The sequence below is a fragment of the Xanthomonas sp. NCPPB 901 genome (assembly GCF_056725085.1).
This window is the reverse complement of the sequence record NZ_CM161511.1, coordinates 4,871,498-4,891,859: the sequence shown is the minus strand read 5'-3', so window position 1 is coordinate 4,891,859 and position 20,362 is coordinate 4,871,498. Positions and strand designations below refer to the sequence as shown.

The 20,362-nt window shown below is 69.4% G+C and carries 13 protein-coding genes; 8 read left to right on the top strand and 5 right to left on the bottom strand.

What is annotated here, in order from left to right; all coding sequences use genetic code 11:
- Positions 1-13: 13 nt before the first annotated feature.
- Positions 14-1,564, top strand: coding sequence for a cryptochrome/photolyase family protein (locus tag AC1PME_RS20730; protein ID WP_481096897.1), 1,551 nt, complete (start codon positions 14-16; stop codon positions 1,562-1,564).
- Positions 1,565-2,018: 454 nt separating this feature from the next.
- Positions 2,019-4,223, top strand: a complete 2,205-nt coding sequence (locus AC1PME_RS20725; protein WP_481096896.1) for a methyl-accepting chemotaxis protein — start codon at positions 2,019-2,021, stop codon at positions 4,221-4,223.
- A gap of 408 nt (positions 4,224-4,631) precedes the next feature.
- On the opposite strand, the gene AC1PME_RS20720 is transcribed toward AC1PME_RS20725, so the two are convergent.
- Entirely contained in the window at positions 4,632-5,210 is a 579-nt protein-coding gene (locus AC1PME_RS20720) for a hypothetical protein (protein ID WP_481096895.1), read from the bottom strand.
- Positions 5,211-5,374: 164 nt separating this feature from the next.
- Between AC1PME_RS20720 and AC1PME_RS20715 the strand changes: the two genes are divergently transcribed.
- Together AC1PME_RS20715 and AC1PME_RS20710 are read left to right on the top strand one after the other, a co-directional pair.
- Positions 5,375-5,578 (top strand): YdcH family protein, encoded by a 204-nt coding sequence (locus tag AC1PME_RS20715; RefSeq protein ID WP_010342388.1) that lies wholly within the window; start codon positions 5,375-5,377, stop codon positions 5,576-5,578.
- On the top strand, positions 5,575-6,153 hold the full coding sequence (locus AC1PME_RS20710) for a DUF488 domain-containing protein (RefSeq protein WP_254459665.1): 579 nt from the start codon (positions 5,575-5,577) through the stop codon (positions 6,151-6,153). Before AC1PME_RS20715 ends, AC1PME_RS20710 begins: the two co-directional genes overlap by 4 nt.
- Positions 6,154-6,239: 86 nt before the next feature.
- Here AC1PME_RS20710 and plsB read toward each other — a convergent pair whose 3' ends face one another.
- The gene (gene plsB / locus AC1PME_RS20705; protein ID WP_481096894.1) at positions 6,240-8,912 is read right to left on the bottom strand and encodes a glycerol-3-phosphate 1-O-acyltransferase PlsB; all 2,673 of its coding nucleotides are present in this window, start codon (positions 8,910-8,912) and stop codon (positions 6,240-6,242) included.
- A complete protein-coding gene (locus AC1PME_RS20700; RefSeq protein WP_254459660.1) occupies positions 8,912-9,850 on the bottom strand; it encodes a hypothetical protein in 939 nt (312 codons plus the stop codon). Before AC1PME_RS20700 ends, plsB begins: the two co-directional genes overlap by 1 nt.
- Before the next feature lie 568 nt (positions 9,851-10,418).
- On the opposite strand from AC1PME_RS20700, the gene AC1PME_RS20695 reads away from it, so the two are divergent.
- The 3 genes from AC1PME_RS20695 to AC1PME_RS20685 all read left to right on the top strand — a co-directional run bounded on the left by AC1PME_RS20695 (position 10,419) and on the right by AC1PME_RS20685 (position 16,246).
- Positions 10,419-11,489, top strand: a complete 1,071-nt coding sequence (locus AC1PME_RS20695; protein WP_481096893.1) for a LacI family DNA-binding transcriptional regulator — start codon at positions 10,419-10,421, stop codon at positions 11,487-11,489.
- Between the two features lie 91 nt (positions 11,490-11,580).
- A complete protein-coding gene (locus tag AC1PME_RS20690) occupies positions 11,581-14,610 on the top strand; it encodes a TonB-dependent receptor (protein WP_254459658.1) in 3,030 nt (1,009 codons plus the stop codon).
- 118 nt (positions 14,611-14,728) lie between these two features.
- The gene (locus AC1PME_RS20685) at positions 14,729-16,246 is read left to right on the top strand and encodes a tryptophan halogenase family protein (RefSeq protein WP_481096892.1); all 1,518 of its coding nucleotides are present in this window, start codon (positions 14,729-14,731) and stop codon (positions 16,244-16,246) included.
- A gap of 196 nt (positions 16,247-16,442) precedes the next feature.
- On the opposite strand, the gene pyrF is transcribed toward AC1PME_RS20685, so the two are convergent.
- Both pyrF and AC1PME_RS20675 read right to left on the bottom strand, forming a co-directional pair.
- Positions 16,443-17,177 (bottom strand): orotidine-5'-phosphate decarboxylase, encoded by a 735-nt coding sequence (gene pyrF / locus AC1PME_RS20680; RefSeq protein WP_481096891.1) that lies wholly within the window; start codon positions 17,175-17,177, stop codon positions 16,443-16,445.
- Positions 17,174-18,085, bottom strand: coding sequence for a 5'-nucleotidase, lipoprotein e(P4) family (locus AC1PME_RS20675; protein ID WP_481096890.1), 912 nt, complete (start codon positions 18,083-18,085; stop codon positions 17,174-17,176). Before AC1PME_RS20675 ends, pyrF begins: the two co-directional genes overlap by 4 nt.
- Before the next feature lie 563 nt (positions 18,086-18,648).
- Here AC1PME_RS20675 and AC1PME_RS20670 point away from each other — a divergent pair.
- Entirely contained in the window at positions 18,649-20,304 is a 1,656-nt protein-coding gene (locus AC1PME_RS20670) for a ShlB/FhaC/HecB family hemolysin secretion/activation protein (RefSeq protein WP_481096889.1), read from the top strand.
- The last annotated feature ends 58 nt before the right edge of the window (positions 20,305-20,362 follow it).

Sequence of the window (20,362 nt, the reverse complement as noted above, 5' to 3'; positions counted from 1 at the left end):
CCTGCCACGTTGCATGAGCCCGCTGCCGTCCACCGCCCACACCTTGCGCCTGGTGCTGGGCGACCAGCTCGATCCCGACCATGCCTGGTTCGACGTGCGCGATCCCGGCGTGGTCTACGTGCTGATGGAAGTGCGGCAGGAGACCGACTACGTCCTGCACCATGCGCAGAAGATCCTCGCCATCTTCGCCGCCATGCGCGCGTTCGCCGCCCAATTGCGGGCGGCGGGCCATCGCGTGCGCTACGTGGCGATCGACGCCGCCAGCAACCGCCAGTCCATCCCCGCCAATCTCGGTGCGCTGATGACGCACTACGGGGCGCAGCGCCTGCAGTACCAGGACCCCGACGAATGGCGCCTGGACCAGCAACTGCGACAGTGGAGTGCGACGCAGGCCTTCGCCACCGAAGCGGGGGACAGTGCGCACTTCTACACCCGCCGCGGCGAACTGGCGGAGTTTTTCGGCGGGCGCCCGCAGTGGCTGATGGAGCACTTCTACCGGCACATGCGCAAGCGCCACCGGATCCTGCTGGCCGCGGACGGCACGCCGGAAGGCGGGCAGTGGAACTACGACCACGACAATCGCCAGCCTTGGCATGGCGAACCGGCGCCGCCGCCGGATACGCGCCCGAGCCACGATCACCGCGCGCTGTGGGCCAGCATCCAGGCCGCCGGTGTCGCCAGCTTCGGCCAACCGCAGGCAGAGGCGGTGCGCTGGCCGCTGAACCGTGCCGAGGCGCTGGCCTGTCTCGATCGCTTCATCGCCGACGCCCTGCCGCACTTCGGCCGCTACGAAGATGCGATGAGCACGCGCAGTCCGCGCCTGTTCCATTCGCAGCTCTCCTTCGCCCTGAACACCAAGATGTTGCGGCCGCAGGAACTGGTGCAGCGCGCGCTGGCCGCCTACGCCGCCGGCGCTGCGCCGCTGGCGGCTGTGGAGGGCTTCGTGCGGCAGATCCTGGGCTGGCGCGAGTACGTGCGCGGCATCTACTGGGCGCATATGCCCGGCTATGAAGCGCGCAATGCGCTCGGCCACGACACGCCACTGCCGGCCTGGTTCTGGACCGGCGACACGCACATGCGCTGCCTGCACCACGCCATCGGCCAGTCCCTGCAGGACGCGTACGCGCACCATATCCAGCGGCTGATGGTCATCGGCAACTTCGCGCTGCTGGCCGGCCTGGATCCGGCGGCGGTGCACCGCTGGTATCTGGGCGTCTACATCGACGCGTTCGAATGGGTCGAACTGCCCAACACCGTGGGCATGAGCCAGTTCGCCGACGGCGGCCTGCTTGCGACCAAGCCCTACGCCAGCAGCGCGGCCTACATCGACCGCATGAGCGACTACTGCCAGGGCTGCCGCTACGACCGCAAGCGGAAGACCGGCGCGCGTGCGTGTCCGTACAACGCGCTGTACTGGGACTTCTTCGCGCGGCACCAGCATACGCTGGGTCGCAATCGCCGCCTGGACGTGGTGTACCGCCAGCTCGACACGCTGCCGGCCGCGCACGTGCAGGCCTTGCGCGCGCACGCGCAGCATCTGCGCGAACGCCTGGACACGCTGTAGCGTAGCCGCGCTTCTTGCGCTTCTCGCGCCGGTGCGGCACCGGGCGGCGCGAGGGTGCAGTCGTGCCGCCCCGCACGCTGGTGTCGCGGCGCAGACCAGTCCGTGCCGCATGCGGCCGTCACGTCGCGCGATCGCGCCGCGACCGTGCGCTCGGCATGCGCCGCACGCTATCCGCTGCGCCTGGCGCCGTGTGCGAGGCTGTGGCCGACGCCGCGCAGACCTCGCCATTGCAGGCATGACGCGCTGTACGGCGTGTGCCACCTGCGGTTGAGCCTGCCGCGCGCGCCGCGTGCGATACGGTGTGCGCGGTGACGCATTTTCCATGCTGCGCATCGGCGCCGGCGACGTCTGCGCATGCGGCTTTCCGAATTTGCGACTTGGGTCGCTCGCCGGGGGTCAAGTTCGCGATGTCGATACCGATAGAAGTACCCCCCCTCGCGAATCCCCCCCCCCAATGCACTTCTTTCACTCCTTCAAGGTGAGTCAGCGCCTTGCGCTGTCGTTCGGCCTGCTGATCGTGCTGCTTGGCGCTTCCTCTACCTTGGCGCTCTACCAGTTCCACAACGTGCGCCAGGCGGTCGACAAGATCGTCCACGAGAACAATCTGAAGACCGAACTGCTGTACACCATGCTGCGCAACAACATGAGCGCGGAGCGCTACCTGCGCGACATGATGCTGTCGCCGGCCGACAAGCGCCCGGCGCTCGTCGCCAAGATCCAGGAGATCCGCGCCGACAACGACCGCCGTCGCAAGGCCCTGGACGCGCTGCCGGGCACGGCGGAAGGGCTGGCCATGCGGAAGGAGATCCAGGCCGCGCAGGCGGCCGCTCGCTCGGTCAACAGCCGGGTGCTGGCGCTGGCCAGTTCCGGCGAGATCGAGGCAGCCAGGCAGCTGCTGTACGGCGATGCCGCGCCGTTGCTGGCGCGGCGCGTGGAGGTGATCCAGAACGCGGTCGATCTGCAGATCCGGCAGAACGCGCTCAGCTCCGAGCAGATCCAGGCGGCCCTGGTGTTCAGCAATCGTGCCTTGATCGGCTTCGGCCTGCTGGCGGCGGTGCTCGGCGCGACCTTGAGCGTGCTGATCACCCGCAGCCTGGCCGGGCCGCTCGGGAACGCTACCGAAATCGCCGAATCCATCGCCCAGGGCCGGCTGGACCATCGGATCCCGCCGCAGCCCAAGGACGAGACCGGCCGCCTGCTGACCAGCATGGACCGCATGCAGACGCAGCTGCAGGCGGTGATGGCGGCGCAGTCGCAGGTGGCCAGACACCACGAGCGCGGCGACGTCAGCCAGCGCATGGACGAACACGCGTTCCCCGGCGAGTACGGGCGCATGGTGGGGGAGAGCAATGCGTTGCTCGACATGCACGTGAATCTCCAGCAGCGCCTGCTCGAGATCATGGGGCGCTATGCGATCGGCGACCTGTCGCAGGACATGGATCGCCTGCCCGGCGAGCAGGCCGCGCTCACCGAGACCATGGACCAGGTCAAGCGCAATCTGTCGGCGATGCATGCCGAGATCGGACGGCTGGTCGACGCCGCGGCCGCCGGCGACTTCGCCGTGCGCGGCGACACCGCGCGCTTCCAGTACGACTTCCGCGACATGGTCGAAGGGTTGAACCAGTTGATGGCCACCACCGACGGTAATCTGCAGGCGCTGTCCAGGCTGCTGCAGGACATCGCCCGTGGCGACCTGACCACGCGCATGGAGGGGCAGTTCGAGGGCGTGTTCGCGCAAATGCGCGACGATGCCGATGCCACCGTGGCCCAGCTGACCCAGATCGTCGGCCGCATCCAGCATGCGTCCGGGCAGATCACCGGCGCCGCCGGCGAGATCGCCGCCGGCAACGCCGATCTGTCGCGCCGCACCGAGCAGCAGGCGGCCAGCCTGGAGGAAACCGCCGCCTCGATGGAGGAGCTGACCTCCACCGTGCGCCAAAATGCCGAACGCGCCAGCCAGGCCAATCAGTTGGCCATCGGCGCGACCGCGGTGGCGTCGCAAGGCGGCGCGGTGGTGGCCCAGGTCATCGACACGATGAACGACATCCAGACCTCGTCCAGCCGGATCGCCGACATCATCAGCGTGATCGACGGCATCGCCTTCCAGACCAACATCCTCGCGCTCAACGCCGCGGTGGAGGCGGCGCGCGCCGGCGAGCAGGGCCGTGGCTTTGCCGTGGTCGCCAGCGAAGTGCGGGTGCTGGCGCAGCGTTCGGCCGAGGCCGCCAAGGAGATCAAGCAGCTGATCGACGACTCGGTGAGCAAGGTGGACGCCGGCGCGCAGCTGGTCAACAGCGCCGGCAGCACCATGCACGAGATCGTCGTCAGCGTGCAGCGCGTGACCGACTTCATGACCGAGATCTCGGCCGCCTCGCAGGAGCAGTCGAGCGGCATCGAACAGGTCACTCAGACCATCACCCACATGGACCAGACCACCCAGCAAAACGCCGCCATGGTGGAAGAAGCCTCGGCGGCGGCCCAGGCGATGGAGGAGCAGGCCATCCAGCTCGGCGACGCGGTGAAGATGTTCATCCTGTCCGGCGGCAACGCGGACCTGGCGGCGCCGAGCCAGGCCAAGCCCCTGGGCACGGCCGGTGCCTTGCCCTCCAGGCGTGGTCCGCAGCGGGTGGCCCCGTTGCAGGTCGAACACGCCTGCTAGGGACGCCGAGCCGGTGCGCGCTGCTGGTCGCAGCGCGCACGCCATGCCGCTCCCCGGCTCCGCGGGGAGCGGCATGGCGTGCGTTCGCAGGAACGCGGCCCATGGTCGCGATGATGTTTCATGGCAACCGCCGGTGTCCGTCGGGCCCCGGCCAGCTGCTGTTCCGTCGTGGTGCAGCGCCGAGCGTGGGCCAAGTGCGCGTGCAAGACGAGGCCATGCAGGCCTCTCGCAGTAGGCGCCGATGCGGGCTGATTCTCCGCAGGTGCTGAGCCGCTGAGCGCAGCAGCGCGCGTCCTGCCGGCGCCGTGGCCTCGGTTGTGCCAGGGTCGAGGCAGGCCGCGACCCTGGCACGAGGTGCGCGCCGCCGGGTTGGGAGCGCGGCGCGATGGCGCGTGGTGCGCGCCGGGGTTACGGCTGCCAGACCAGGTTCTGGGTCTGCGGATCGGCGGTGACCTTGTCGACCTTGCCGGTGCCGTCGAAGGACACCTGGAACTCGCTGAAGCTGCCGAGCCAGTAGCGCCACAGCGGCGCGTCCAGGTTCGGATTCTCGCTGCTGATCGGATAGCCCAGCGCCATCAGCACCTGCTCGCGGGTCATGTCCTTGGTCACGCGGCCGGCGGCGATCGCCTCGCGGATCTTTGGCGGGTAGGCCGCCAGTTTCGTTTTGGGATCCTGCGCGACCACGTAGCGCTGGGCGAAGGCCTCGTTGCCGAGGTCGCGGCTGTAGTCGTTGCCGATCGACTGCTTCTTGCCGTCGATCAGCACATTGACCCGGTAGCGGCCGTAGCCGGTCACCTGCACCGGCGTGCCGGCCGGGATCACCCGCTTGCCGTCTTCGGCGTAGTTGCTGTCGCTGATCCAGCTGCCGTCGCTGCGCATGTTGCAGCACAGGAAGCCGGAGAACTTGGGATCGGCCGCAGCGGCCAGGTGCGGCAGGGCCGCTGCCAGGGCGAGGGCGAGAACGAACGGGGAACGGAACGAACGCATGCTGACTCCTTTCGGCGCGGCGATCCTGCCGCGGGTGGCACGAGGGTGGGAGGGGGCCGCCTCCGCCGCGGTCCCCTCGCGCATTGTGCCGGCTGGCCTGCGCCCGGCATAGCGGCGCGGTGCACGGTGACGGCGGACCAGTGGCCTGTGTATGCTCGAACCTCGTGGACACCCTGACGCCCGCCGAGATCTCCCTGCGCATCGACGCCCTGCGTCGCGAGCATCGCGCGCTCGACGAGCAGCTGCAGCGCATCCCGGCCAATCTGGACGACGAGCTGGAAGCCAAGCGGCTGAAGAAGCGCAAGCTGCAACTGAAGGACTGCATCATGCGCCTGGAGCATCTGCTGATCCCCGACGAACCGGCGTGAGCGCGGCGACCTTCTTCAGCGTCGGCCATTCCACGCGCAGCCTGGAGACCTTCCTGCAGATCCTGCGCGGCGCCGGCGTCACCCGCCTCGCCGACGTGCGCGCCTTTCCCTACTCGCGGCGGTTCCCGCAGTTCGACGGCAGCGCGCTGGCGCCGGCGCTGGCCGCCGCGGGCATCGTCTACCGGCATTTCCGCGCCCTGGGCGGGCGCCGCGGCAAGCAGCCTGGCGTCGATCCGCAGCGCAACGGCCACTGGCGCAGCGTCGGCTTCCACCACTACGCCGACTACGCGCTGGGCAACGAATTCGCCGAGGCCTTGACCGCGTTGCAGGCCTTCGGCGAGGACGGCGCGTGCGCGGTCATGTGCGCCGAGGCGTACTGGCGGCAATGCCACCGCCAGATCATCTGCGACCACCTGTTGCATCATGGTCACCCGGTGGTGCACCTGGTCGACGTCGGCCGCCAGGAACCGGCCATGCTCAACCCGGCCGCGCGCAGCGACGCGCAGGGGCAACTGGTCTATCCGCCCGATGCGGCGGAGGCAGGGCCGCGCACCGGGGATCTGTTCGACGCCTGAGCCGCGCTGCGGTGCTGGCCGGGTGTCTGGCGCGTCGCCACGCGCCACGTTCCACCGCCACCGCGCTACGCGCGGCGACGGCAGGCTCAATCCTGCGGTACCGGCGGCTCCTCCACCTTGGCCGCTTCCGGGCTGACCCGTTCGATGGTGTGGCGCAGCTCGCGGCCAAGAATGAACTTGGCGTCCTTCGCCCACGCATCCAGCCGTTCGTCGAACACCAGCTTGCTGTTCTCGTCCGGCCACACCAGCTTCAGTTCGCGCAGCTTCTGGATGAAGCCGCGGAACAGGGTCCTGTCGAAGAACTCCGGCGCCGCCGGTGCGTACAGCAGGCTCAGGCGTTGCGCCGCCTGCTGGCACAGGCTTTCCAGTTCGCCGGCGCCGAGCTTGCCCGGGCCGTTCTTCACCAGCACCGAGATGGCGATGTAGTAGCGCTCGAACGCCTGCTGCAGCGAGTGGCCGATGGCGCGCAGGCGGAATACCTCGTCGGTCTGGCCGGTGTTGCGCGCCAGCACGCTGCCGTCGTCCTCGTTGAGCTGCAGCAGCAGGCCCTCGCGCACGAACACGTCGATGGTGCGCTCGATGCGCTCGGCGAATTCGTCCTCGCTCCACGGCAGGAACAGTTCCGCCTGCAGGAACGGGTACACGGTGCGGCCCAGCCGCAGCAGGCCGGCGCGGCTCATGCGGCGGTTGTTCTGGAAGCAGCACGCCACCCACGAGGAGGCGGTGAACAGGTGCAGCACGTTGTTGCGGAAGTAGCTCAGCAGTACCGCGTTGTCGCCGTTGACGCTGAGCACGTCGCCCAGCGGATGCGGCGTGCGGGTGAGCACGTTGATCTCTTCGGCATGGGCGATGATGCGCTCGGGCGAGTGCGGGGTCACCGTGACCCGGTCCGAGTACGGCAGCTCCACCAGCAGCTTCTTGCACAGTTCGATCTGCGCGATCAGGTCGGCCTCGCCCATGGCGTGCTTGGGGGTGGACAGCAGCGCCAGCGCCAGCAGGTTGACCGGATTGACGTCGGCGGCGGCGTTGATGTGGACCTGGATCTGCTGCGCCAGCGCATCGACGGTGCCGCTCAGCCAGGCCGGCTTCTCGTCCTCGTCCAGTGGCCGGCCGTCCCATTCCGGCGCGCGCCGCGCCAGCACCTGGCTCAGCGCGATCGGCTCGCCGAAGTTCACCACCACCTGGCCGTAGTTCTGCTTGAGCACCTTGGGGATGCCCCACAGCAGCGCCCAGATCGATTCCTTCTCCTTGGGCCGGCCGCTGAGCTCGTCGAGGTAGCTGTTGCCCTCCATCAGCTTCTCGTAGCCGACGTAGATCGGCTGGAACAGCACCGGCTTGCGCGGCTGGCGCAGGAACGCGCGCAGGGTCATCGCGATCATGCCGCCCTTGGGCTGCAGCAGGCGGCCGGTGCGCGAGCGCCCGCCTTCGACGAAGTACTCGATCGAATAGCCGCCGGCCACCAGTTGCGCCACGTACTCGCTGAGCACCGCCGAGTACAGCGCATTGCCCTTGATCGAGCGGCGGATGAAGAACGCGCCGCCCTTGCGCAGCAGGGTACCGACCACCGGCAGGTTGAGGTTGATGCCGGCCACGATGTGCGGCGGCACGATGCCGCGTTCGTACAGCAGGTAGGACAGCAGCAGGTAGTCCATGTGGCTGCGGTGGCTGGGCACGTAGATCACTTCGTGCCCGGGCGCGGCGTCCTTGAGCTTGTCCAGGTGGTGGACCAGCACGCCGGCGTAGATGCGGTTCCAGACGTGGGTGAGCAGGAAGCTGGCCGAGCGCACCACCGGGCTGGAATAGTCGGCGGCGATCTCCCAGGCGTAGGCATGCGCCTTGCGCCACGCGTCCACCGGCTTGCTGTTGTCGCGCTTGGCCTGCGCGGCGATCGCCTCGCGCACCGGTTCGGCGGCCAGCACCTGGTCCACCAGCAGGCGCCGGGTCGACAGGTCCGGGCCGATCACCGCCTCGCGGATGCGCCGGAAATGGGTGCGCAGCACCCGCTGCAGCTTGCGCACGGTGCGTTCGGGCGGCAGGCCTTCCTCCACCGTCTGCCGCATCGACACCGGCGGGGCGAAGCGCACGATGGTGCTGCGGCCGTTGAGCAGCACGCCGAGCAGGCGCCGGAAGCTGCCCACCAGCGCCCAGTTTTCCGAGAACAGCACCGCGAACCAGCCGCTCTGCTTGTCCGGGGCGCGGCCGACGAAGATCGACACCGGCACCAGGTGGATGTCCAGGTCCGGGCGCACGCGGTGCGCCTGCAGCAGCTTGGCCAGCGAGTCGGAGTGGGTCTTGGCGCCGCGCTGCTCCGGCAGCAGCGCGTGGTTGCTGCTGCGCCGGGACAGCGCCAGGTAGGCGCGCTTGCGGCCCAGCGGATCGCCGGGCAGCGGCACCAGCGGCGAGGGCAGGCCGGATTCGCGGCAGGCCTTGTCCAGGATCAGCGCGTTGGACAGGCCGTAGTCCTCCAGCACGTACACCACCGGGCGGCCGTCGTCGTACTGGCCGGGCTCGGCCGGCTCGATCTTCAGGCCCAGCCAGGGATCGGCCAGGCGGCCGAGCAGGCGCGCCCACAGCGGCCCTTTGGCCTGGCGCGCCGTCGCCGGAGCCACCGGCAGGGTGGAGGAAACGGCGGTCGGAGAGGGGGAGGCGCCCGGGTCGGCCGGAGAGGCGTCGGCGGGTGCAGGTGCCGCGTCGGCCGCGCGTGCAGCCGCGGCGTCGTCGGGGAACGGGAGGGGATTTTGTTCTGGCATCGGGGCCATTATCGCTTAGCCGGCGGGGCGGGGTCGGCGGCGGGTGCCGCGGCCGGGGCGGCGGCGCCGGCGCTGGCCGCCAGCAGCGCCTCCACCTCGCTGAGGGTGTCGCGCAGGTACCAGTGCCCGTCGCGGCGCACCAGGACCGCAGTGGTGTCGATCTGTTCGCCGTCCAGCGGGTACTGGATGCGCACCACGGCCTGGTCGCCCTGCTGGTTCACCAGGCCGGTGCGCAGCGCGCCGGCGCTGGCGTCCAGGTCCAGGCCGTAGTCGGCCAGCACCGCCTTGAGGTCGGCCAGGAACGGGCCCAGCCGGCGCAGGCTCTCGTCCATGCCCAGGCGGCGCAGGTCGGCGTCGCTGCGCACGCCGGTGCGGCGCGCGCCGGCGCACAGCCGTGCGATCGCCGCCTGGGCGCGCTTGCGCTCGGACAACGGCGCGCGCGCGGCCCAGGCGCTCAGCGCCTGCACCAGCTGCACGTAGTGGCCGCGCTGTTCCGGCGTGTAATGGCCCTGGTTGCGCAGGAACTGCACGCCGAACAGGCCCAGCGAGTGCGCCGCCTGCTTCAGGCTCGCCGCCTGGCCGCCGAACTGCGCGTCGAAGGCGCGTTGCAGCTGGCGCTCGGCGCCGGGCGCGGCGAGGGTGTCGAGCACCGCGGGCAGGCGTTCGGCCAGCGGCAGTTCGGTCAGCGGCCAGCGGCTGCGATCCTCGCTCCAGGCCTGCTGCAGGCGCTGGTACTGGGCCGGCGGCACTGCGGCGTGGGCGTAACCGAGCAGGTCGTTGCGCTGCAGCGCGTGCGCCAGCGTGCGCACCGCCGCGGCCGGCTCGGCGCTGGCGCCGGGCAGTTCGGCGGGCGTGCGCGTGCACCCGCCCGCAGCCAGGGCGAGCATCGCCAACAGTAGGCCGCACAGCGCGCGTGAGGAGATGACCCGGGTCGGGCAGGACGACATATGGTGCGGGCTCGTTCCCCAAAACGTTCCGCATCTTGCTGGGCGCGGACGATTCCGGCAAGCCGGGCGGGTCGGCGGGGCGGGGGCGACCCGGCAGGCACCCAGGGGTGGGCCTGTCGCGGCAGGACATTGCATGACCCGGCTGGGCCCCCCCGGGACAGGCTTGTCGGCGTGTGGCCAGATGCGCCAGGGGATTGCGCATGTTGCGACGCATCATGTAACCGCTTGCAGTTGCTGCTAACGTCCGCCCACCTCGATTGAGGCGGTACTGGCCGGGGGACCCAGTGCGATATTCGTCTGAGATCATCCGAGTGCTCGGTCACGGTGGCGCGCGCCGCTGCCCCTGGGTGCTGTCTGCCGTCCTGTGCGGACTTGCGATGACGGCGCCGGTGCAGGCGCAGGACGGCCGCCGGCCGCCGCGTGCGCATCGGCAGGCAGCCCGTTCGTCCCGTGCGCCGCTTGGCACCGACACCGCGTCCTCCGCGCCGCGCCTGCGCGCCGCCACGCGCGGGTCCGACCGGTCCCCCGCGACCCTGTCCACCCCGTTCCGGACCCTGGAGGCACGCCGGTGAGCCCACCCCCCGTCCCGGCGCCGGATGCACGCGCCAACATCACCATCAAGGACGTGGCGCGCCTGGCCAACGTCTCGGTGGCCACCGTCTCGCGCACCATGAACGGCCACCAGCACGTGGCCGAGACGGTGCGCGCGCGGGTGCTGGAAGCCGCGCGCACCCTGCACTACGTGCCGCACCATGCCGCGCGCAGCCTGAGCAGCCGCCGCACCCACACCATCGGCGTGGTGCTACCGGACCTGCACGGCGAGTTCTTCTCCGAACTGATCCGCGGCATCGACACGGTGGCGCGCGAGCGTGGCCTGCACCTGCTGGTGTCCAGCTACCACGGCGAACCGGAGCAGCAGCGGCTGGCGGTGCGGCGCATGCCCGGCCGCGTCGACGGCTTGCTGATCATGTCGCCGTCCCTGGCCAGCGATGCCGAGGACCCGGCCGACATGCTGCCCGGCGCGCTGCCGACGGTGCTGATGAACTGCGCCGAGCGCCTGGGCGAGGCGCAGGTGCTCAACGTCGACAACTACGGCGGCGCGCGCGCGATGACCCGCCACCTGCTGGACGTGGGCCATCGCCGCATCGCCTTCATCGCCGGGCCGGACGACAACTTCGACGCGCACGAGCGCCTGCGCGGCTACCGCGACGAACTGCGCGCGTGCTGCCCGCAGGTGGCGCCGCTGGTGCTGCCCGGTGCCTTCGACGAGGCCTCCGGCTACCGCGCCGGCGAAGCCCTGCTGCAAGGCCAGCGGCCGGACGTGGTGTTCGCCGCCAACGACATGATGGCCCTGGGCTGCCTGTTCGCCTTCACTCATGCCGGGCTGCGCGTGCCCGAGGACATCGCCCTGGCCGGCTTCGACGACGTGCCGATGGCGCGCTACGTGCATCCGGCCCTGACGACCATGCGCGTGGACATCGCCGGCTTCGGCGCGCGCGCCATGCAGCTGCTGCTCGCCGCGCTGGAGCCGCACGCCGCGTCGGCGGCGTCGGCGGCGTCGGCAGCGGCGGCCGGCGCGATCGCCCCGCAACTCATCGTTCGTGCTTCCAGTGCCAAGCGAGGGACCGCCATGGACTGACACCGACGCATGCAGCACCGATGTCGTTTTTTTGCAGCACCTAAAAGAACACAACAATGATCCTGTTGAGCGCCCTGGGAGGGCTTTTGTCATGAAGAAACAGCGTTCCGCTTCCAACCTGCCCGCACGCAGCCTGCTGTGCTGCGCGCTGGCGACCTGCCTGTTCGCCACGATGCCGGCGATGGCCCAGTCCAGCAATGCGACCCTGCGCGGTCAGGTCGCCGCGGCCCAGGCCGGCAGCGAGGTCACCGTCACCAACATCGCCACCGGCTCGGTGCGTCGCGCGCCGATCGCCGCCAACGGCAGCTATACCGTGGTCGGCCTGCCGCCGGGCACCTACAAGGTCGAGGCCAACGGCGTCACCAAGACCGTGACCCTGCAGGTGGCGTCCTCGTCCACCGTCGATCTCGACGCCGCCACGCCGGCCGCCGGCGGCAACGCGACCACGCTGGACACCATCACCGTCAGCGCGCCGTTGCTCAAGGACGTCAAGACCTCGGAAGTGGGCAACGTGGTGTCGCTGCACCAGATCGAGCAGCTGCCGCAGGCCACCCGCAACTTCCTGGAGTTCGCCGACACCGTGCCGGGCATGGTGTTCCAGATCGATTCGCAGGGACACACCACCTTGCGCGGCGGCGCCTCCAACAGCAGCGCCGGCAACCTCTACATCGACGGCGTCAGCCAGAAGAGCTATGTGGCCAAGGGGGGTATCGCCGGGCAGAACGACAGCCAGGGCAACCCCTTCCCGCAGCTGGCGATCGGCGAGTACAAGGTCATCACCTCCAACTACAAGGCCGAGTTCGGCCAGGTGAGCGGCGCGGCGGTTACCGCGGCCACCAAGTCCGGTACCAACGAGTTCCACGGCGAGGTGTTCTACCGCTATACCGACCAGGATCTGCGCGACAAGAGCCCGGCCGAAGAAGCCACAGGCAAGAAGGTGGACTCGCAGACCAAGGAATACGGCTTCGCGATCGGCGGTCCGATCCTGCAGGACCGCATGCACTTCTTCTTCGCCTACGAAGGCAAGGACAACGTCGTGCCGCGCACGATCTATCCCGACGCCAAGGCGGCACCGTATGTCGGTTTCCTGCCGGCGAACCTGTCCGGCCAGTACGGCGCGGCCAACCTGCCGTTCACCGAAGACCTGTACTTCGGCAAGATCGATTTCGAGCCGACCGATCGCGACCGTTTCGAACTGAGCGCCCAGGTCCGCGACGAAACCCAGACCGACAACGTCGGCGGGCAGAACGCGACCGATCACGGTCTGGACAAGATCAACAAGGACAAGCGTGTCGCGTTGCGTTGGGCGCACAGCGCCGATGCCTGGTACAACGAATTGATCGTCAGCCGCGAGGACGGCCGCAACGATCCGTTGCCGATGAGTGTTGGCAACGGCGTCATCTACAACTACCTGGACTACACCGATCCGAACATCGGCGAGTACAACTTCCTGTCCACGGGACCGGCCGGTGGCGCCAGCGTGCAGAAGCGCCAGCAGGAGGGCTGGTCGCTGCAGAACGACCTGACCTTCACCAGCTTCCAGTGGCACGGCGACCACACCATCAAGATGGGCGTGAACTACAAGGACATCAAGCTGACGGCGCAGGATGCCGCCTCCTTGAACCCGCAGTTCAGCTACTCGGTCGACGCCAACGGTGTCGCCGCCACGCCCTATCGCGTGGACTTCTATTCGCCGTACGCCACCCCGGGCCAGAGCGCGGTGGTCTCCACCAAGGCCAAGCAGTACGGCATCTACCTGCAGGACGACTGGGCGGTCAACGACAAGCTGATGCTGAACATCGGCGTGCGCTGGGATTACGAGGACAACCCGGCCTACACCGACTTCGTCACCTCGGCCGCCTTCGTGCAGGCGCTGTATTCCGACGATCCTGCCAACCCGGGCCAGCCCTGGGCCAACCGCCTGCTGCCGAGCGGCGTCAATGCCGCCGACTACATCAGCAACGGGCACAACCGCAAGAACTTCAAGGATGCATGGCAGCCGCGTCTGGGCTTCTCCTACGACTTCTTCGGTGACCAGTCCGCCGTGCTGCATGGCGGTGCCGGGCGGTCCTACGACCGCAACCTGTTCGAGCAGATGGCGTACGAAACCAGCAAGGCGGCGCTGTCGCCGGTCGCGGTGTTCTTCCAGAATCCCGCCACCGGCCAGTGCTACCGCAGCGATCGCGTGTGCGTGCCGTGGGATACGAAGTACCTCAACGGCATGGACAATCTCAATGCCATCGCCGGCGTCAGCGGCAGCGGCGAGCTGTTCATGTTCAACAACCATCTGAAGACCCCGTACAGCGACCAGTACAGCATCGGCATCAGCAACCAGGTCGGCGACTGGCTGACCGACGTGACCGTGCAGCGCAACCTGAGCTACGACGGCTTCGCCATGTCGCTGATCAACCGTTACCCGAACGGCGCGTACTTCGAGAACGGCAGCGCGCCGTGGGGTGAGCCGGTGCCGGGGTACAAGAACACCATCATCGGCATGAACGGTCTGGAGCAGCGCACCACCCAGGTGCTGCTGTCGGCGGAGAAGCCCTACACTAAGGAATCCGGCTGGGGCCTGACCCTGTCCTACACGCACACCAATGCGCGCCAGAACCGCAACATCGACGAGCCCTTCGGCTTCGACAAGGCCACCATCCACGACTATCCGTTCGTGAAGTCCGACGCCGTGGCGGGCCACCGCTTCGTCGCCTCCGGCTCGATCGACGGTCCGTGGGGCATGACCTTCGGCGCCAAGGTGGTGCTGGCGACGCCGGAACCGATCAACACCATCGCGTGCTATGGCCACACCGATCCCGATGGTGCGACCTGCCAGCAGGTCGCGGCGATTCCGCCGGGCAATGGCAAGTTCCTGGTCGGCGGCAAGATCTGGGGCTACCGCACGGTCGACTTCCAGGCGTCGAAGGACTTCACCGTGTACAAGGACTTCAAGCTGTCGGCGCGCGTGAACCTGCTCAACGCCTTCAACTTCAAGAACTACAACACGTACGTCTACAACGACTTCGGCAGCAACGGCCGGTACGATCCGAACATCAGCATCAACAAGACCGGCGACATCATGTACGTGCCGCGCACCGTGACCTTCGAGATCGGCGCCAAGTTCTGATCCACTGCATGACCCACGCGCGTGCCCGACCGGCGCGCGTGGGGTTTCAACGGACGGGGCCGCGTGGCCCCGTCCGCATATGCGGTCGCCCCTTTTCCCGGTACAGGACCACGCACGCATGATCGCCGCCCCTCTCCGCAACCTGGTCATCGTCGGCGGCGGCACCGCCGGCTGGATGGCCGCTGCCGCGCTGGCGCGTGTGCTGGGCCCCGAGTACCGCATCACCTTGATCGAGTCCGAGCAGATCGGCATCGTCGGCGTCGGCGAGGCCACCGTGCCGCACATCAAGGCCTTCAACAACCTGCTCGGCATCAACGAGGCCGAGTTCGTGCGCCACACCCAGGGCAGCTTCAAGCTCGGCATCGAGTTCGCCGACTGGCAGCGCCCGGGCACGTCCTACGTGCATGGCTTCGGCACCGAGATCGGGCACTCGCTCGGGCTGCTGCCGTTCCAGCAGTACTGGTTCAAGCAGGCGCTGGCCGGCAAGGCCCGGCCGCTGGGCGCCTACACGCTCAACACCGTCGCCGCCAAGCGCGACAGGTTCATGACCTCGGCCACCGACGTGCCGCCGAATTCGCCGCTGGCCAACATCGCCTACGCCTACCATTTCGATGCGGCGCTGTATGCGGGCTTCCTGCGCCGCTACGCCGAACAGCGTGGGGTGACCCGGCGCGAGGGCATCGTCGAGCAGGTGCAGCTGCATCCGGAATCGGGCGACGTGAGCGCGGTGCGCCTGGCCTCGGGCGAGGCGATTGCCGGCGACCTGTTCATCGATTGCTCCGGCTTTCGCGGCCTGCTGATCGAGCAGGCGCTGCACACCGGCTACCACGATTTCAGCCACTGGCTGCCCTGCGACCGCGCGCTGGCGGTGCCCTGCGCCAAGGTCGGCCCGCCCACGCCCTACACCCGCGCCACGGCGCGCGCGGCCGGCTGGCAGTGGCGCATCCCGCTGCAGCATCGCACCGGCAACGGCTACGTGTACTGCAGCGCGCACATCAGCGACGACGAGGCCGCGGCCACGCTGCTGGCCAACCTCGACGGCCCGGCCCTGGCCGAGCCGCGGCCGCTGCGCTTCGTCACCGGCCGCCGCAAGCAGGTGTGGAACCGCAACGTGATCGCGCTGGGCCTGGCCAGCGGTTTCATGGAACCGCTGGAGTCGACCAGCATCCACCTGGTCCAGTCCGGCATCTCCAAGCTGCTGGAACTGTTTCCGCGCGAGGGCATCAGCCCGGTGCTGGTACGGCGTTACAACGACCGTATCGCCTTCGAGTTCGACCGCATCCGCGACTTCCTGCTGCTGCACTACCACGCCACCGAGCGCGACGACAGCGCGTTCTGGCGGCACTGTCGGAACATGCCGATCACCCCGGAGCTGCAGGAGACGCTGGACCTGTTCCGCGACAGCGGCCGCTTCTACCGCAACGGCGATGAGATGTTCGCCGAGATCAGCTGGGTGCAGGTGATGGTCGGGCAGGGCATCCTGCCGCGCGCCTACCACCCGCTGGTGGACCAGGTGCCGCAGGCCGACCTGGAGCGCTTCATGGCCAGCGTCGAGCAGACCATCGGCCATTGCGCCGACGCGATGCCATCGCACCAGGCCTTCATCGACCGCTATTGCGCGGCCCGGCCCGCCTGAGCGGGCCACGCGGGCGCAAAACGCGTGCGCAAAAAAAGAGGCCACGCGCACCAGGCGCGGGCCTCTCCAAATCCGACCGAAGCCGGAGAACGGTATTGGCACATCTCCGGCAAGGCCGGACGCTGGGCATGCTACCGGCATGCCGAAGCTAATGCAATGGTTTAATAATCACCACGCAAGTTGTTGATTTTAATGGTCAAGCGCTGGTGCGGCCAGCCAGCGTCGCCGCGATCTCCTGCTGGATCGCCTCGGCCGCGGCGCGCGGATCGGCGGCCTGGCGGATCGGCCGGCCGACCACGATCGCGTCGGCGCCGTCGGCGAAGGCCTGGGCCACGCCCACGGTGCGCTGCTGGTCGTCGTCGACCGGGCCGCCGGGGCGGATGCCGGGGCAGACGATGGAGAACCCGGCGCCGGTGGCGCGGCGGATCGGCGCCGCTTCCTGGCCGGAGGCGATCACGCCGTCGATGCCGGCGGCCTGCGCGGCCAGCGCGCGCTCCACCACCACGTCTTCGGGCGCGCGGTCGATGCCCATCGATGCCAGGTCGGCGCGGCCCATCGAGGTCAGCACGGTCACCGCCAGCAGGCGCATGTCGCTGCCGTTGGCCTCGGCCGCGGCCTGCATCATCGCCGGGTGCCAGCCGTGGATGGTGCAGTAGTCCACCGGCCACTGCGACAGCCGCCGGATCACCCCGCCCACCGTGGCCGGGATGTCGAAGAACTTCAGATCCACGAACACGCGCTTGCCGCGCCCGGCCAGCGTGTCCAGCACGTCGAAGTACTCGCCCGAGGCCAGCAGCTCCATGCCGATCTTGTAGAACGCCACCGCATCGCCGAGCCGCTCGACCCACTCCAGCGCCTCGTGCCGCCCGGGCACGTCGAGGGCGAAGATCAGGCGCTCGCGCGGCGCCAGCGCCAGCGGCGCGCGGCTCACTGCGCCAGCTCCAGCGCCTGCACTTTGGCCTGGTGGCGCGCGGCCCGCGACTGGGCGAAGTCGTTGTTGAACAGCGCCGGTTCCCAGGAGCCGTAGCTGGGGTTGGGCAGCATCCACCAGCGCTCGCCGAACCAGTCGTGGTACTGCTGCAGCAACTGCGCGCGGCCTTCCGGGGTGTTGGCCACCACCTGCGCGAAGTCGCCGAGCTGGTCGCCGAACTGCATCAGCACGCGGTACTGCTGGCCGACCAGCTTGCGCCGGCAGTTCTTCTCCGAGCCGTTCTGCTCGCAATCCTTGACCACCGTGCCCAGGCCCAGCAGCACGCTGTTGTCGGCCACCGGCAGGCCGGCGCTGCGCAGGTTGGCCAGGGTCGCATCGGTGAGGTGCACGGCGCGGTTGGTCACGTACAGCACGGTGACGCCCTTGGCGGTGGCGGCCTTGGCGAAATCGACCACGCCGGGGATCGGCTTGGCCTTCTTCTCGGCGACCCACTGGTCCCAGCTGACTTCGTCGTATTCCTTGCCGTTGCGGATCAGCCGCGCCTGGTACGGCGAGTTGTCCAGCACCGTCTCGTCCACGTCCATCACCACCGCCGGCTTCAGCCCGGCCGCGGCGTTGCCGCGCTCCTCCGGCACCAGCGCGTCCCAGTTCGGTTCCTTCAGCGCCGCATCCAGGCGATCGGCAGCGGCACGGTAGGTCTGTTCGGTCAGCGCCCGGTACTCGGCCGAGCGCTGCATCCACAGCACCGCGTTGAGGTTGTCGTCGGCGGCGCCCGGGGTGGCCGCTGTTGACGCGGCGGCGGCAGTGGCGGCCGGCTTGGCGGCGGAGTCGGCGACCTGTGCCTGCGGCTTGCAGGCGGACAGGGCGAGCACGGCGCAGGCCAGTGCGGTGCGGGCGATCGGAGTCATCGGGCGCGGGAACCTAGGCAAATGAACGCGGATTTTAGCCGGTTGCGATGACAGGCGCCGGGCGTCCGGTACGGCTGCGCAACGGGCGGCAGCCCGCGCGCTGCGATCGTCCCGGCTGTGTCGGTCGGGGGGCGCGATGGCGGTCTGCAGCGTGTCGGTGCCGGTGTCGGCGCCATCGCTGCGCCGGCACCACAGCGGGGCGGCCTCGCAGGGCAAGGCCTGGCAGGTGGACGGGGGCATGCCGCGTTCGGTGCGACATGCCGCTGCGCACACACCGGCCACGGCCTCGGCGGCGTGCGTGACGGCCATCGCCATAAAATCCGGCAAACATCACGTAAGTGCCTGGGATGAAGGGAATTTCCCGACATCACGTGGGGAGATTCCTGATGCTCCCTCGCTGTGGTTTGAACCAGACTTCGTTCACCAAACAACCGCAAAATGCGGCGCCCAGGCGCCGGGATGCGATCGTGCCCTGCGTGCAGGGAAACGCCGGAAGCGTGACAGGGGATGTAGCAGTGCGTAGCTGGAGAAAGGGAGCTTCTCGGGGCGTTGTGACGGCGTGCGTGCTGGGCTGGAGCTGTGCGGCCTGGGCGCAGGAACCGACCACACTCGACCGCCAGGAGCAACTGCGCCAGGCCGAGCAGGTGCAGCGGCAGCAGGAGCAGGATCGGCAGGCGCCGTTCGCCGGCCCGCGCCAGGCCGAAGCGCCGGCGGACATGCACAGCACCAGCTTGCCGACCGAAGCCCTGTGCTTCCCGATCCAGCACATCCGCCTCAGCGGCGCCGGCCCGGACGCGGCGCGCTTCGCCTGGCTGTGGCGGTGGCTGCGCCGCTACGAGGGCCGCTGCATCGGCACGGCCGGCATCGACCTGATCCGCCGCCGCGCGCTGGACCAGTTGGTCGCGCGCGGCTTCGTCACCACCCGCCTGGGCGTGCCGGCGCAGGACCTGTCCAGCGGGCAGTTGCGGTTCGAGTTGCTGCCCGGACGGCTGCGCCAGGTGCGGGTGCAGTCGGCGGACGGGCGCGTGTTCTGGCGCGGGGCGCTGCCGCTGCGGCCGGGCGATGTGCTCGACCTGCGCGCGATCGAACAGGGCGTGGAGCAGTTCAAGCGGGTGCCGTCGCAGGACGCCAAGATCGACATCGCCCCGGGCGAGCAGCCGGGCGAGTCGGACCTGCTGATCACCGTACAGCGCAGCAAGCGCTGGCGCGCGGTGCTCAACGCCGACGATTCGGGCGTGCAGGCGACCGGCCGCTACCAGGGCGGCGTCGATTTCGCCCTGGATGCGCCGCTGGGCATCAACGACCTGCTCTCGATCGGCTACACCCACGACCTGGTCGACGACAGCGCCGAGCGCGGCACCCGCGGCAACAGCCTGTCCTACAGCGTGCCGTGGGGTTGGTGGACGTTCTCCCTGTCGCTGTCGTCGTACCGCTACCACCAGCGGGTGGACGGCTTCCGCCAGAGCTTCCAGTCCAGCGGCAACTCCGACAGCGCGCAGCTGGATCTGCAGCGGGTGATCCACCGCACCGGCACCAGCAAGACCACGCTCGGCATGGTGGTGGCCAAGCGCGCGGCGCGCAGCTACCTGGACGGCGTGGAGATCGGCATCCAGCGCCGCCACACCACCAGCGCCGAGCTCTACCTCAGCCACCGCCACTACCTGGGCAAGCTGCAACTGGACACGCGCCTGGGCCACCGCCGCGGGACCCCGTGGTTCGACGGGCAGTGGACCGGCTACGACCCGGCGGTGGGCTTCCCCGGCTACCGCTACGGAGTCACCACCCTCGATATCAGCGCCGGCCTGCCGTTCGCGCTGGGCGGGGTGGCGCTGAGCTGGGACAGCAGCCTGCACGCACAGACCTCGCCGCAGCTGTTGCTCGGCTCGGAGTTCATCACCCTGGGCGGGCGCTACAGCGTGCGCGGCTTCGACGGCGAACGCACCCTCGGCGCCGAGCGCGGCGCGTACTGGCGCAACACCCTCAACCTGCCGCTGCAGCGCCTGGGCATCACCCCGTACCTGGGCGTGGATGCCGGCCGCATCGCCGGCCCCAGCGCCGACGCGCAGGCCGGGCGCAGCCTGGTCGGTGGCTTCGCCGGCGTGCGTGGCGCGCACGGCGGGCTCAGTTGGGATGGCTTTGCCGGTTGGGACCTGCATGCGCCGCGCGACTTCCACAGCGCGCAGCCGGCCTACGGCGTGCGCCTGATCTACCAGTTCTGAATCGCTGCCGCCGTTCGGCGGCAGCGATCGCAATGTGTTTGCCGCCGCTGGCGGCACA

Bases quoted from the DNA above. Each gene is read 5' to 3' on its own strand.
- AC1PME_RS20690 (WP_254459658.1), top strand. From the start codon at position 11,581: ATGAAGAAACAGCGTTCCGCTTCCAACCTGCCCGCACGCAGCCTGCTG.
- AC1PME_RS20675 (WP_481096890.1), bottom strand. From the start codon at position 18,085: ATGACTCCGATCGCCCGCACCGCACTGGCCTGCGCCGTGCTCGCCCTG.
- AC1PME_RS20730 (WP_481096897.1), top strand. From the start codon at position 14: ATGAGCCCGCTGCCGTCCACCGCCCACACCTTGCGCCTGGTGCTGGGC.
- plsB (WP_481096894.1), bottom strand. From the start codon at position 8,912: ATGGCCCCGATGCCAGAACAAAATCCCCTCCCGTTCCCCGACGACGCC.
- AC1PME_RS20725 (WP_481096896.1), top strand. From the start codon at position 2,019: ATGCACTTCTTTCACTCCTTCAAGGTGAGTCAGCGCCTTGCGCTGTCG.
- AC1PME_RS20720 (WP_481096895.1), bottom strand. From the start codon at position 5,210: ATGCGTTCGTTCCGTTCCCCGTTCGTTCTCGCCCTCGCCCTGGCAGCG.
- AC1PME_RS20700 (WP_254459660.1), bottom strand. From the start codon at position 9,850: ATGTCGTCCTGCCCGACCCGGGTCATCTCCTCACGCGCGCTGTGCGGC.
- AC1PME_RS20685 (WP_481096892.1), top strand. From the start codon at position 14,729: ATGATCGCCGCCCCTCTCCGCAACCTGGTCATCGTCGGCGGCGGCACC.